A 14,376-nucleotide genomic window follows, 5' to 3' on the forward strand; every position below is an offset into this window, starting at 1 on the left:
TCGTTCTATTTTATTTTACATTAGAACTAACAATCGTAAATTAGAATAATGACTTAATACTTGCTAAAACAGTAAGTACACCTACAATAATAACAAATACGTTACTCATTTTCCCTTTGTATTTAGCTAGTACTGGTACTTTATTGATTGCATACATCGGTAATAGACATAAGATAGCAGCAACTAATGGACCGCTTAGAGAATCAATAAGCCCAAGAATACTTGGATTTGTATAAGCAACAAACCAGCATGATAATACAACAAAAGTAAGGACGATTGTCTTAATTGTTTTTTCTTCAATAACTTTTCCACGTGATTTACCGAACTTAATAATCATGTCACGCATTACTTCAAATGCTCCGATATAATGGCCAAGGAAAGATTTTGTAATAGCCACAAAAGCAATGATTGGAGCTGCAATCGTGATTACAGGTGAATTAAGCTCATTAGCAAGATATGAAAGAATTGATAAGTTTTGCTCTTTTGCCATTTTTAAATCCTCTGGAGTCAAGCTTAATGTACTACTCCAAACGAAGAACATAACTACAGCGAATGTCATGATATAACAAACTTTTTGTATTTGCGCACATTTAGCATCAGTAGCTTCTATTCCATACGTAGCTCTCTGTTTCACAACAAATGATGAAATCATAGGTGAATGATTAAATGAGAATACGATGATTGGTAGAATCAACAGTATCGTTCCAAAATATCCTGTTCCTGTTGAAGCAGTAGAAACAGCTGAAAAGCTAAGCATTGACGTATTCCACTGTGGAATTAAAGATATTGCGATAAACAGTAGAGAAGCTATGAAAGGATACACTAGCATACTCATGATCTTTACAGTAATATCTTGACCAAAATTCAGTATAGCAATAAGACCAAGAACTAATACAAGTGATAAAATAGCCCTTGGAGGCTCTGGCATGTGCAATTGATGCACGATAAAACTACTTGCAGTATTTGTAAGCGCAACCGAATACATTAGTACGATTGTATAAATTGAACCGAAATATACGATGTTAAAAATGATACTTGCTTTATTTCCGAAATACTCTCTAATTGTACCTGTGATCCCCTCATCAGCAGAATTAGAAGCGTATATCATTTTAGCAAGTGCCCTATGTGAGTAATACATAACTGGATATGCAAGCAATGTAATTAGTAGTAATGATAATAAACCACCTGAACCTGCATTAATCGGTAAAAAGAGCACCCCTGCTCCAATTGCAGTTCCAAATAGGCTCAATGCCCATGTAGTATCCTGCTTATGCCACTTTTTCGGATCTGCATATTGCTCATTTTTTAGTGCGATATTTTCAGCTTGAACTTCTATTTTCTTTGCAGTATTCCCGTTCATATAATAACTCCCCCTTGTATCTATTCTTGCGTCTCTCTTTATAGCTAACAAATATTCCTTTTTTTGGAAAATGAATTCCTTACAAGTTGCCCCACATTGCAAGTCCTTCATCATAATGAATCCAAATTGAAACATTCGCTAGTTAGCGTCCTAACATAAATGTTAGCGTTCACAAAAAAGTTTACTCGTAATATCCGCTCTTTATATAAAGACCGCTTAAGAGAACAATATTGAATAGACTTCATAAATACGTTGCAACATTTCTAATAACAGTGTATTACTTTTATGGTTTCTCTAAATTACTTGTAACAGTAATTTCAGTTAAACCGGCCTCTCTTCATTTATGAGGCATTTCTTTCTCAATTCTATACATCACTTTAATAGCTTCGGCAGCATTTATGGTATTGATTACACAAGCCACTGAAGCACTTTACATACATTTCGCCTCTAACCACACACCTTTCTTACTAATAATCGCATTTTTTATATTTTCTCCAGAGATAATAAAATTTCTCTCGACGCACTCATTATAACGTGTATATTTATAAAATTAATATTTTTATATTTTCAGAAATATTAATTGGATATAATTTTACATGGATAATATTTTACAGTTAGCGCGCAACCCTTGTTCCTATCGCTTAAAATGGAATTAATCAGCATAAAATACAGTAAAATATTGTTTATTTAAGCTACTCATTTTAAAATTTTTTATATTTTTCTTTATCTAAAAATTTTATTTCAAACTAAAAAAGATATCCTAATAAATAATTAATGTGGTGAAAAAAATATCTTTTTAAATGCATAAACCAAATTTTAGGATATATATTATAAACAGTGCATTCATATACATTTTTAAACTTGATGCTAACGAGAGAACCGCTCACATTTTGCTACACGAAAAAATAAAATAAGCTGCCCATATGGACAGCTCATTTACATCATTCAATCACCACTTTTATTAAAATGCAACAAAAGAGATGATATTATTGATTATTACACGATTCAACCTATGAAAAGCGAATAATTTAACCTTTAAAATCCCTCATTAACTAGCTCTTTTATCAAGTTTAATTTTGCAGAAAGCTCAATAAACCATTCTTCATCCCCTGTTAATAATGCAAGGTCTATAAGATACAGGATTTGCTCCTTATTTATTACCTTTGATTCAGGGAGTTTGTTAACGTGTTTACTAAAGAGTAAAATCGCTTCGTTCATTGTGTACTTGTCGTCACGTTTCACAATACTAACTGTAACTACATCTTCCACTTCATCAAGTGATACAATGTAACCAACTATGAATTCACCCTCATTTGATATTCCACGAACCCAATCTCCCACTTTTAAAACATGATTATTATTTGACATCATACTTTTTCACCTTCTTATCAATATTTTTGTAACGATAAAAAAGATATAAAAACTAACTTAAACTGTATTATTTTTAATTACAGTTATTTTTTAAGAACTCACGGCTACATAATAATTAAGCCGCTTAACGTTCTTGATTAATAAGGTCAACAACTTCTTTCATTGTATAATTCTTTAAATATTCACCTAGATGTTCTTCCGCACCTAAGAAAATAGCAAAAAGAACTTTCCGCATGTTCGAACCTACAATACACTGATCATTTGATTCTGGACACTTCGGCTGCAATGCACCTTCAGAGGTTATTTGATAAATATTCCAAAGATTAATTTCACTTAAATCACGGGCAAAAATAAAACCTCCACCAGTTCCCTCTTTTGATTGTATAAACTTATGTTTTTTTAACAAACTTAGCACTTTGCGAATGCGTACGGGATGAACACCTGCACTTTCTGAAATAGCATTACTTGTTGACATCCGATCTGGCTGTAAAGCTAAATAAGTTAAACTGTGAATGGCCAAAGTAAAGTCGCTGTTCATTGTTGTCCTCCTACGATAAAAAATATGATTTCTCGCTTAGTAACATACTGTAGCCATAAATATTACAGATAGGTTAGTCAAACGGTGAACTACCCACCACTTAGTACCTCTTACGAGCTTACTTGAAGTAGGGGCTTCTCGGTTCATCGCTACTTTTGATAGCTAATGAATTTGTCCTAGGACAGCCGAGCTAACTCCCTTGTTCCAAAGGTTATTTTGTTACTATTTATGCCAACACTAATAAGCGGATGGCTTCCTTTTTGATATTGATCGCTGCATTATAATCACGGCCAATTGTGAGTCCACACAAACAAGCATATATGCGTTCACATAATGGCATTTCTTTTTTATTTCCACAATTACTACACATCTTTGTAGAAGGAAACCATTTATCTATTTTTACAAGCTGTTTTCCTTGTTCTTGTAGCTTATATGCTAAAAATGTCGTGAACATCCTCCAACCGTTGTCCGCTACACTCTTACCAAATCTAAATGCTCGTGACATTCCTTTCATATGTAAGTCTTCGATTGCTACAACGTCAAAACTCGTAGCTAATTCTTTAGACTTATGATGAAGAAAATTTTTACGTTGATTGGCGACCTTTTCATGCAATTTCGCTACACGAATGCGTTGTTTATTCCAGCGCTCTGAACCTCTCACACGTCTTGCTAATACTCGTTGTGCCTTCGCTAATTTCTCTAACATCTGACGATAAAAGCGAGGATAATTGGCTTTCTCATCTTCACTACTCACGTACAATTCAGCCATTGCGAAGTCTAATCCAACTACAGTTTGTACTTCTTTTTGTACAATCTCTTTTTCATATTCAGTCAAGATGGACACATAGTATTTACCAGTAGGTGTCATCGAAATCGTACAAGATTTGATGATATGTTTTGGCAGGATTTCTCTATGTTGCTTCAGTTTCACCATTTTCAACTTTGGTAATTTGATATAACCATGAAATAACATAATATTTCCGTTTACTCGATTCGTTGTATAGGATTTTCTACTCTTTTTACTTTTGAATGTAGGAAAATCACTTTGACCACTAAAAAAATTCTTATACGCAGTTTGCAAGTTTAATTGCGCGTTGGCCAATGCCAATGAATCAACTTCTTTCAACCATTCATATTCTGTCTTATATTTTGCAGGAGTAGGGAATTTTTCTTTCTTTAGTTCTTCCTTGTCCTCTTTATATTTTTCATATACTTCTATTCGTTCAGCTAACATTTTGTTATACACAAAACGTACACACCCGAATGTTTTTCGTATGAGATGTGCTTGTTCTTCTGTTGGATACAGACGGAATTTATACGCCTTATTCTGCTTTGGCATATCCATTCACCTCATTTTCCATAAGCTATGACGGTGATCACACAACCTGAACACTACAAGATTATTATCTACTTTCATTGTTATACCAAAATTCCCCTCTTATAAGACTGATTATATCAGAGGCGAAATAAATAGGAAAACCAAATGTTTGGCTACGCCAAACCGAAATTCATCTCCGAAATGCCGCTAGACTATCGTGTTTCACACGCCTGAGGAAGGAGACTTCTTTTGGATAATATGTTAAAATATTCAAGAAGAATGCTTAGCATGAAAAAATTAATCCCTTTATATTCTATCAGAACTCCCCTATATCTCCTAACTTCATTTAACTTTTTAAGTTGCAAATAAATTTAAACAGTCCACTGTTTCTTAACTTGTTCTTCTGCCAATTGTTTAATTTTTGTCCAAATCGTATCTTTACTCACAATAACATTTGTGTGATAGTTTCTATCTTTATAATTAACTGTAACACATACTTCAATCACTTTTGCTTCCTCCTTTCAAAATATTACTTATTAATTAGCCATTTTTTGCAATTCAATATTCAAAAATGTTCGAACGCTACGCGGTAAAAATTTGCGGATTTCTTCCTCGTTAAAACCAACCTGTAATCTTTTTTCATCCAGCATAATTGGACGACGTAACATTTGAGGATACTCAATTATTAATTTATAAAACTCATTAAGCGAAAGCGCCTCAATATTTATATTTAATTCCTGAAAAGTTTTAGATCTAGTTGAAATAATTTCAGTAGCACCATCTTCAGTTAAACGGAGAATGGATTTAAGCTCATCGACTGTAAGAGAATTTGATACGATATTTTTTTCGGTATAATCAATTTGATGTTCTTCAAGCCATGCTTTTGCTTTTCGGCATGAACTACAGCTTGCTGTCGTATATAAAATCACCATATTTTACACACTCCTTTACTTTTTAAATTATTATATAGATTATTGAAATGTATTAAAAAAAATTACAGTTTAGAATGAAATACACGTTATATTATTTATTCAAAATATATTTAATTTATCTGTTTTTTACAAACGATGGCAACTCACTTCTAAAAACTATACTGTAATTTTAAACTTTACAGTTCAATTAATCAACTGTTAAGTCTTGGATGCATTCCATTAGCGAAACAAATTATATTCCACTTTATTTATTTCTTTCCTACATGTTTAGCATAATAAAAGCTACTGCATTGAACACAGCAACATTGTAGGAGGAAATACGCGAACAAAAAAGCAAAGCGCGCACACTTTGCTTCTTACAAAATCCCTTTTAACTTTTTACCAATTAACTCCGCTAAATATTCATAACCTTGTCGGCCAAAATGTAAACCGTCTTTTTCATCATCTTCTACAAATCTTTTATAACTCTGTTCTTGAATCATCTCAGCATATAAATTCAGAAAATAACTTCCTGTTTCCTTCGCCACTTCCTCTACTACGTCTGCATACTGACCAAGTACTTTATTGGTTCTATTATGCTGGCGTTTTTCATCAACTGGTGCAGGACTAATAAGTAATACTTTTTCTGGTGAAATCTTACTTACAATCTTCTCTAAATTGTCTTTGTATACTTGTAATGGTACTGGATCAAATAATACCGAATCATTCGTACCAAGAAAAACTGTTACAAAGTCTGGTTTATGTGATAGTACATCATCTTCAACCCTATGTAACGCGTCGAACGTATTATCGCCCGGAACCCCCGCATTTACCACCTTCCAATTTAGAAACATCTCTTGCAGACGCGGTGTTAACCTTGGCGTTCCATCAAAAAACGTTTCATCAGCTGTAATACTATCACCGAAGCATACTAACGTTTTCATAGAGCTAATTCTCCTTTTACGTACGAAATAACTTTCCTTCTACCGCCTTAATATATCTTTCAGCAGAACGTTCCACTGCCTCATTTGCATTCTCTTTCACTACTCCGTGAAAAGCATTATATAAACGATTAAATTGTAATGGCTTCACTCGATTCGCCATTTCTTCCACTTTTCTCGCCGGTAAGGGAATTAAGTTTGGATAGCTGTACATGAAACTCACCCACTGTTGATCCGCTACGACTTGAATAATATCACCTGTTAATAAAATACCTTTCCCATCATTTCCTTCTTCCCAATGTAATACAGAACCGCCGCTAAAATGTCCTCCGAGACGATGAATAGTAATTCCGTCCGCTAATTGTATAGACTCGCCAGACCAGTAAATAATGCGACTACTCGGGCGCACTACCCACTCTTTATCGTCTTCATGTATATAAATTGGTACATCAAACATTTCTGCCCATTCTACTTGCGTTGAATAATAATGTGGATGAGACAATGCAATCGCATCTAACCCGCCCCACTCTTTTATCTTCTCAATTGTCGTTTCATCTAAATAAGTAATACAATCCCATAATAAACGATAGGAATCCGTTTTTATAACAAATGCGGTTTGACCGATTGCAAATTTCGGTTTTGTCGTAATGCTATAAAGTCCATGCTCTTCTTCTATTATTTCATTTTTATATGTATCACTCGTTCGCAAGTTTTCTAAAGTCGTCCAAGACTGCCCTTTCGGATTCACATATTGTCTCTCCTCATCACAAATAACACAACTTACCGGTTCTTCCACACTCGCTGCATACTGTACGCCGCACGTTGTACAAACGAAATTTTTCAAACTAATTCCCCCTATCCCTATATTTTTATTAAGCTGATTTTTGTTGATAATGATCTACTTTTTTATTTTCAATTACTAAACCTATTAGAGTCAGTAAATAGACAGCTGTAACTGACAATGGAATTACAGTAAATCCATTGTCGGCAAAAAGAATCCCGCAAACTGACGTTACGAATACAGTCCCTACTGACAGTAAACCATAACTTTTACTTTCATAAATCCATACGTACGGCACAAAATGAACACCTATTAACATCGCTACTACAAAAGGTAACCACTCTGGAAATTGAAAATAGGCAAGTAACACAAACGGAATATTTAATACATTTATCCCGCCAATTAATCCAGCTAAAGTCCCTAGCGGATTTCCTTTCGCAAACATATCAATTTTCAATATAGCAGCTATCATTAAGCCACAAGGAAACACACAGCCCATACCAATTAAATACACCCACACAACTTGTTTTTCTGAAAGAAGAATACCCGTTACACTCGCTACAATCCAAAATAAAATACCAGCTATTATAACTGGAAATCCTTTTTTCGTTCTTTGTGCTAAATCTCGTTTTGCTTCTGCTATGTTCATTTCACTATCTCCCCCAAACTATTTGTACTATAAAGCCGGCTCAATTTCACCCATCCAATAACGCCAAGCTACTAAGTAATCTTCTAAATCTTTCGGGTGGTGTCTTAAACATGTATCTATACGCAAATATAATCCTATTACTATTTCCTCGTATAAATCTCGTTCTTTTTTATGAAATACACATTGTTTCATCACATAATCAATCGTTTCTTTCGTTAAATCTTCCGGAGTTGAACAGAATGCATAAATTAAATCATATATAGGATCTCCTAGCACTGGTAATGGATCAATTACTCCATACAGCTCATTCTCTTGGAATATAAAATTATGAAATCCGAAATCGCCATGTAATAAAAATGGCTGATTTACTCCGGCGTCCCTATTTGCTAGTTTAAGAACAATTCTATACTCTTCCTCACTTATGTAACGTCTTACATTTTCATAAGCTTCCATCACATTTGCCGTTAAAAATTCATTCCAACATTGAACCGGACTTTCTTTCCATCCCCAGCCTTCTGCCTCTGGAACCATTTTATACTTATTGATAACTTCTTTTACAAGTGTACGAAGCGTACTTCGTTTATATCCTTGTTTACACGAAGTATTACCTTCAAGGAAAGAATACACGAAATATGTATGTAAAGGTTCCTTATATAAAAGCTTTGAAAATAAACTATTCTCCTCATAAAATGAGAGAAAATTAGCTTCTTCACGTATTACTTCCGCTTCATTCAGCTTTACAACATATTTTTCGTCCAACAAATATACTGTACTTGTCGTTCCTCCGTTCAACGCTTTTACGCTATTTGGATAATGTAAAATAACTTTCTCCTTAACTAGTTGTGCAGCAATTATTGAAATGTCCATTCTCTCACCCTTTAATCCCGAAAATTCCCTCAATCCAAAAGACAACTTTACTATTATTTGACAAACGAATAGGAAATCCCTTCCAAAATCTTAATATAACAAAAAATCATTTACTTTTATATTTCAAAAATAAGGAAATAATAACAACAACGTTACATACATATAGGAGGACAAAATGAAACCTGAATTTTTAAAAGCAGTACATGATGCTATTGGAAATGTCGAACACATTCATATAGAAGAAAGTGGTGCTGACAGCTTACTAATCCATCATGATGATGAACAGCAGTTACAACAAGTCGCTAAAACGTTAGAAAACAACAATTTCCGCTCTGCTTTAAGAACAACTGGAGATGCTTCGTATATTGAAGTGTTGAACAGATAATGAAAGTCCGGATGTATTCCGGGCTTTCTTTTTTCTCCCGCTATTTGCCGGGCAGTAAGACCTCCACCTCAAAATTCAGCGGAAATAAAGAAGTTAGGTGGGGAACGAACACCCTCCCACTGATTAAAGTTTCACTTTATATTGAAACTTCAAACTCCTTCACATACACCGCTGTTCCAGAAATATCTATTTGTAATTTCTCATTTTCTACATCTTTCGTTACATATACGGTTACACGACCATCTTTATTCATTTCCTGTCCTTGTTCAACGATTAATTCCATTTCATGGTCAAAATCTTTCTCCACATACATCGTATAGTACGCTCCCATCACACCTGAAGCCGTTCCTGTCACTGGATCTTCAATCGTTCCAGCATAAGCCGATGAGAAATGTCGCCCATGCATTTGTGCCTGCTCATCATAAGTTTCTAAACAAACTGGATGAATAGAAGCGTTAGGTATTTCTTTTAATATCGATGGAAACACCTCATTGTTAGGATTCATTCTCTCACATACATTTAGATTTTTGACTGGTACAATTACAGTCCAGTTCCCCGTGCTTCCATATACAATCGGCAAACTTACATCTAAATCACTTACGTCCAAACCAATGCTATGAGCTAATTCTTCTTTTGAACCTGCAAAATCTTTAAAATGAGGTATAGCCTGTCTCATTTTAATAAAGGTTTCTCCCTTATCATTTACATCTATTTGTATCGGTAAAATCCCTGCTTTCGTTTCAATCGTAAAATTTGTTTTCTCCTCTAATAAACCTCTTTCACGCAAGGCAAATATTGTCCCAACTGTCCCATGTCCACATAAATCCATTTCAAAACGAGGTGTAAAAAAGCGCATTCTTATATCTGCTACTTCTGAAGAAAGAACGAATGACGTTTCGTTAAATCCAACTTTTTCAGCAATACGCTGCATTTCCCCTTCTGTTAATCCATCCGCCTCTAATACAACACCTGCTGGATTCCCCATATTCGGTTTATTCGTAAATGCATCGTAATGAAATACGTTTATAGTTTTCATTTTCTTTTCTCCTAATCTTCTTCTAATTTTCCAATTGTAATTATGTGTAGCAAACCATTTCATATTCTCCATGAAAATCCAAATAGTCATTGAATACTTATAAGATCATACTTTACCACTTCAATTCCCCCACACCTGGCTCAATAAACTTCCCTGAAGTACCCTCATTAGAATCTATTACCCAATCATATATATTTTGCGCTCCTTCAGCCGGAGTCATATTCGCATCAAAGGCACCAATGTCAGTCTTTAATTTCCCAGGATGAATTGCCGTTACACGAATTCCTTTATTCTCAAACTCTTGTTGTAAGCAGAGTGTTAACATATTTTGTGCAGCTTTAGCAATTCGATAGGAATATGAGAACTGACCTTGCGGAAATTCTTTGTTCGCCATTTTATGTAATGATCCTAATCGAGAGGACACATTTATTATTCTCGGATGATCCGATTTAGCTAAAGCCACATAGGTACCTTTTACAGCTCGAATTACACCTAAGCAATGAATATTAAATAAGTCTGTTAACTCTTCTGAATTCGTATGTAAAACCTCAGTCTCCTTTCCAGTAATTCCAGCGTTATTTATAACTAGATCAATATGCTCCGTATATTCCTTAAGCTGGTTCTTAATTCGCTCCGTACTCTCATCAATCGATAAGTCTGCCATTATAGGAAAACATCTACAACTAAACATTTGCTTCAATTGCGTAACCGCAACCTCAGTTCTAACTAACGGATAAACGATATGCCCATGTTCATGAAATACTTTTACTAACTGTAACCCTAATCCACGATTTCCACCTGTAATTAGAACTCTCATTTTTCCATCTCCTTATTTTTAAAATAAATAAGAAAATCCATCCACTTACCATTCTCTAAAGAAAACGCCTCTCTCTTGCATTCAAAAGAAAAACCTGCTCGTTCCGCAAGACGAATGGATGGCTCATTATCAACATGTATATGTAATTCAATTCTATGAAAATGAAGACTATTAAAAAATAACGATAACGCAGCTTTCACACTTTCCATGCCATATCCATTTTTCCAGTATTGATTATGTATGGAATAGCCCATCATCGCCCATTGATAGTCCATACGTAAAATTTTTATTAGCTCTAGCTTTCCAATATTAGCCCCATCTTCTTTACGAAAAATACCTAATACATACATCTCATCTCGATGCGCTGCTTCATCAAAACCTCTTATCCATTCCGTGTACCATTCTTTTGTGGAAGACGACATATCATGATAGCCATCATCGTATTTATACTGAGCTGGTAACCGCATTCGAAATCCATCTAACCAACTTTCATAATCATTTTTTTGGAACTGACGAATCATAAGTCTCTCTGTCTCTACTTGTAATAGCGGCAGCTTCATTTATATCTCTTCCTTTAATTAATGATTGAATATTCTTTATTATCTTACGAGAAATACAAAATCTAGTAAATTATTATGTTCTTTACAAGTAAAAATCCAGTCATGCTCACTGCATAACTGGATTTCTCATCATCTAATAACTTTTTATTTTACAAGTACATCTTCCCTTAATTCCCTCTTCAACACTTTCCCTAAAGCATTTTTCGGTAATTTTTCCATAAATACAACTTCGGGTATTTTATAACTTGCTAATTTTCCTTTACAATGCTGTATAATTTCTTCTTCCGTTAAAGACGTTTGCATGTCTTTTACAATGTACGCTGTCGGAATCTCTCCCCAAAAGTCATCTGAAACCCCAACTACTGCAACTTCTAAAACACCATGTATTTCATGAATAACATCTTCTACTTGATCTGGATATACGTTGTCACCACCGCGTATGATAACGTCTTTATATCTTCCCATAATATGCAGGAATCCGTCATCATCTATCATGCCAGCATCGCCCATGTTAAACCAATTATCTTTTACTACCTTTTTTGTCGCCTTTTCATTATTCCAATACCCTTTAAACATGTATGGACTTCTTACATGAATCTCGCCAACTTCATTTGTTGTTAGTTCATCACCTGTTTCTGGATGAACAATTTTTAACTCTACATGTTTCAAAGTTTTCCCTACAGAAGACATCTTTTCTTTTCCCATCATTGGATGCCATGAAGTTACAACCCAACCTTCTGTACTCCCATATCCTTGCACCATATATATTCCTTTTTCCATATATTTTTGAATGAGGGTTTCTGGCACTTTTGTACCACCACTTTGCGCTACTTTAAAAGTTGAAATGTTACGTTCTTTTTTATTTAGCTCATCAAGCATGTAGCTATAAACGGCTGGGAACGCAAGCATCGTCGTAATTTTCTCTTCTTCAATTTTATCCCAAATAAGAGTAGGATTCGAATCAGCTAAGAAAATCATCGTAACGCCATGATAAATACAATTTAAAATAGAAAGCACGCCACTCATATGAAATAACGGATGCACGGATAAAAAGCGCTCACCTGCAGGAATTTCTCTTTGGCCCGCAATCTCAGCAAAATAATGATGTAAATTTTTATGACCAATTACACATGCTTTCGCCTGTCCAGTCGTTCCTGAAGTAAATAAGTAAATCGCATCATCATCTTCATGAACTTCTACGTTCGGTTCTGTACTTGGCTGTTCTTGTAATGTTAATTCAAATGAACCAAAGCCTTCTTCTGTCGTTTTAATTACATAAGAAATTTCTTTAATAGCATCAATCTTTAATAAAACTTCATGAAATTCTTCATCAATAACTAACACTTTTAATTTTGCTTCTTTTACAATCGTTTCTAATTCAAAAGCAGTAAGCTGATGATTTAGCGGAATACATACAGCTCCAATTTTTAAACTTGCCATCATAACGCTCGGAAACGGATGATTATTTTTGCATAGTATTCCAATACGATTTCCTCTTTGTACACCTTTATGTAGCAAAGCGTGTGCAAGCTGATTTACTCGTTCATTGTACTGCTGAAACGAATACCTTTTCTCTCCCCCTACAAGCGCTTCCAAATTTGGTGATTGCATTGCTCTTTTTTGTAATAATTGTCGCATCGTTCTCAAGTAAAACTCCCCTTTATATATGTTAGGATTTTATTTTACCAGATTAACTATTAATTTACTAAAGATTACACTTAGTGAATATAAATTCACTAAAAATAGCCATCTACTTAACAAGTAAATGGCTATTTCCTCTTATATATTAGAATACTCCTTATTCATCACATAGCGCACATACTCCGGTGCACTTTTATCAATCTCTTCATCACTTAATTTATATTCGGCACCATATAAATAAAATGAAGGTATAAATTTCATATCTGTATATAAGCAAGTAGCTTGAAATGGTTTCGTTAACTCATCCATTGTAATTCCGCTATTTTCATAGTCTTGTTCTAATCCACCTATAGAAATAGCTAGACCAAACTCTTTCCCCTTCACTTTATCTCCTTTTGATCCGTACGCAAATCCATATGTTAATACATCGTCAAACCATTTTTTTAATAATGGTGGTGAACTGTACCAATAAAGCGGAAATTGAAATATATATCTGTCATGTTCTACTAATAGCTTTTGCTCTTCTTCAATATTAAACTCCCAATTCGGTGCCGCTTTATATAATTCATGCACCGTTATTTCATCCGAATGTTTCTCAAGTTCTTCGATCCACCTTTTATTAATTTTTGATTTTTCAATATCAGGGTGTGCTACAATTACAAGTGTTCTCATCATCTTCCATCCCCTTTTTAAATTATTCAATCCTTTACGTATTAGTATGAGTGAGTCACATATAATTAAAAAGTACGTACTTTAAAGTGCTATAGGAACCTTAAAGTACCTGTGGAGGTGTTATATGAATCAAAATGAAGACTGCCCAATTGCAACGACACTCGATGTTATCGGTGGAAAATGGAAAGTTCATATTTTATGTGTTTTGATGGATGGAAAAATGCGAACAAATGAAATCCGGCGAGAAATCCCAAACATTACGCAAAAAGTTCTGACACAACAACTTCGGCAACTTGAGGCTGATGGGATTATCCATCGTACTGTATATCAAGAAGTACCACCAAAGGTTGAATACACAATAAGCGAATACGGGAAATCTTTAATGCAAATTATGGATGAACTATGTGAATGGGGAAAAGATCATCAAATGAAAAGATTACATGACTAGAAAAGTACTATAAATTTTGTTTAATCCTCTACGTTCATATTTCGTGTTTTTATAAAGTTTATTTTTATCTTCTTTAGGCTA

At 34.3% G+C, this 14,376-nt stretch carries 17 protein-coding genes; 2 read left to right on the top strand and 15 right to left on the bottom strand.

All coding sequences use genetic code 11. The features are described from left to right. Positions 1–40 precede the first annotated feature (40 nt). The 10 genes from FS802_RS13805 to FS802_RS13850 form a co-directional block, all read right to left on the bottom strand. Positions 41–1,360, bottom strand: a complete 1,320-nt coding sequence (locus FS802_RS13805; protein WP_001014153.1) for an aromatic amino acid transport family protein — start codon at positions 1,358–1,360, stop codon at positions 41–43. 1,035 nt (positions 1,361–2,395) lie between these two features. Beyond that, on the bottom strand, positions 2,396–2,731 hold the full coding sequence (locus FS802_RS13810) for an IDEAL domain-containing protein (RefSeq protein WP_000987459.1): 336 nt from the start codon (positions 2,729–2,731) through the stop codon (positions 2,396–2,398). 124 nt (positions 2,732–2,855) lie between these two features. Further along, positions 2,856–3,269, bottom strand: a complete 414-nt coding sequence (gene saiR, locus FS802_RS13815) for an Rrf2-family transcriptional regulator SaiR (protein WP_001083470.1) — start codon at positions 3,267–3,269, stop codon at positions 2,856–2,858. A gap of 226 nt (positions 3,270–3,495) precedes the next feature. Continuing rightward, positions 3,496–4,608 (bottom strand): RNA-guided endonuclease TnpB family protein, encoded by a 1,113-nt coding sequence (locus FS802_RS13820; protein WP_144525096.1) that lies wholly within the window; start codon positions 4,606–4,608, stop codon positions 3,496–3,498. Positions 4,609–4,958: 350 nt separating this feature from the next. Further along, positions 4,959–5,093, bottom strand: a complete 135-nt coding sequence (locus FS802_RS13825) for a BA3454 family stress response protein (protein WP_000573513.1) — start codon at positions 5,091–5,093, stop codon at positions 4,959–4,961. Between the two features lie 30 nt (positions 5,094–5,123). Further along, complete coding sequence (gene spxA / locus FS802_RS13830; RefSeq protein ID WP_000236196.1) at positions 5,124–5,519, bottom strand: transcriptional regulator SpxA; 396 nt, start codon at positions 5,517–5,519, stop codon at positions 5,124–5,126. A gap of 356 nt (positions 5,520–5,875) precedes the next feature. After that, on the bottom strand, positions 5,876–6,442 hold the full coding sequence (locus FS802_RS13835; protein WP_000855211.1) for an SGNH/GDSL hydrolase family protein: 567 nt from the start codon (positions 6,440–6,442) through the stop codon (positions 5,876–5,878). Positions 6,443–6,458: 16 nt separating this feature from the next. Then, the gene (locus FS802_RS13840; RefSeq protein WP_098654160.1) at positions 6,459–7,283 is read right to left on the bottom strand and encodes an MBL fold metallo-hydrolase; all 825 of its coding nucleotides are present in this window, start codon (positions 7,281–7,283) and stop codon (positions 6,459–6,461) included. 28 nt (positions 7,284–7,311) lie between these two features. Further along, on the bottom strand, positions 7,312–7,869 hold the full coding sequence (locus tag FS802_RS13845; RefSeq protein WP_061672760.1) for a DUF7010 family protein: 558 nt from the start codon (positions 7,867–7,869) through the stop codon (positions 7,312–7,314). 27 nt (positions 7,870–7,896) lie between these two features. Further along, on the bottom strand, positions 7,897–8,736 hold the full coding sequence (locus FS802_RS13850; protein WP_098720693.1) for a phosphotransferase: 840 nt from the start codon (positions 8,734–8,736) through the stop codon (positions 7,897–7,899). 175 nt (positions 8,737–8,911) lie between these two features. Here FS802_RS13850 and FS802_RS13855 point away from each other — a divergent pair, with 175 nt between their 5' ends. Further along, the gene (locus tag FS802_RS13855) at positions 8,912–9,121 is read left to right on the top strand and encodes a hypothetical protein (protein ID WP_000801656.1); all 210 of its coding nucleotides are present in this window, start codon (positions 8,912–8,914) and stop codon (positions 9,119–9,121) included. Between the two features lie 136 nt (positions 9,122–9,257). On the opposite strand, the gene FS802_RS13860 is transcribed toward FS802_RS13855, so the two are convergent. The 5 genes from FS802_RS13860 to FS802_RS13880 form a co-directional block, all read right to left on the bottom strand. Then, positions 9,258–10,157: a PhzF family phenazine biosynthesis protein gene (locus tag FS802_RS13860; RefSeq protein WP_098720692.1), complete on the bottom strand. Its 900-nt coding sequence runs from the start codon at positions 10,155–10,157 to the stop codon at positions 9,258–9,260. A 112-nt stretch (positions 10,158–10,269) separates the two neighbouring features. Further along, positions 10,270–10,974, bottom strand: a complete 705-nt coding sequence (locus FS802_RS13865) for an SDR family NAD(P)-dependent oxidoreductase (protein ID WP_098654163.1) — start codon at positions 10,972–10,974, stop codon at positions 10,270–10,272. After that, positions 10,971–11,534 (bottom strand): GNAT family N-acetyltransferase, encoded by a 564-nt coding sequence (locus FS802_RS13870; RefSeq protein ID WP_144525098.1) that lies wholly within the window; start codon positions 11,532–11,534, stop codon positions 10,971–10,973. Before FS802_RS13870 ends, FS802_RS13865 begins: the two co-directional genes overlap by 4 nt. A 144-nt stretch (positions 11,535–11,678) precedes the next feature. Further along, positions 11,679–13,181, bottom strand: coding sequence for a class I adenylate-forming enzyme family protein (locus tag FS802_RS13875; protein WP_098654165.1), 1,503 nt, complete (start codon positions 13,179–13,181; stop codon positions 11,679–11,681). A gap of 132 nt (positions 13,182–13,313) precedes the next feature. Next, the gene (locus FS802_RS13880) at positions 13,314–13,847 is read right to left on the bottom strand and encodes an NAD(P)H-dependent oxidoreductase (protein ID WP_141546046.1); all 534 of its coding nucleotides are present in this window, start codon (positions 13,845–13,847) and stop codon (positions 13,314–13,316) included. A gap of 124 nt (positions 13,848–13,971) precedes the next feature. On the opposite strand from FS802_RS13880, the gene FS802_RS13885 reads away from it, so the two are divergent. Beyond that, positions 13,972–14,295 (top strand): winged helix-turn-helix transcriptional regulator, encoded by a 324-nt coding sequence (locus tag FS802_RS13885; protein ID WP_073515730.1) that lies wholly within the window; start codon positions 13,972–13,974, stop codon positions 14,293–14,295. Positions 14,296–14,376 lie beyond the last annotated feature (81 nt).

It is taken from the genome of Bacillus sp. DE0042 (assembly GCF_007680225.1).
GTDB lineage: Bacteria > Bacillota > Bacilli > Bacillales > Bacillaceae_G > Bacillus_A > Bacillus_A wiedmannii.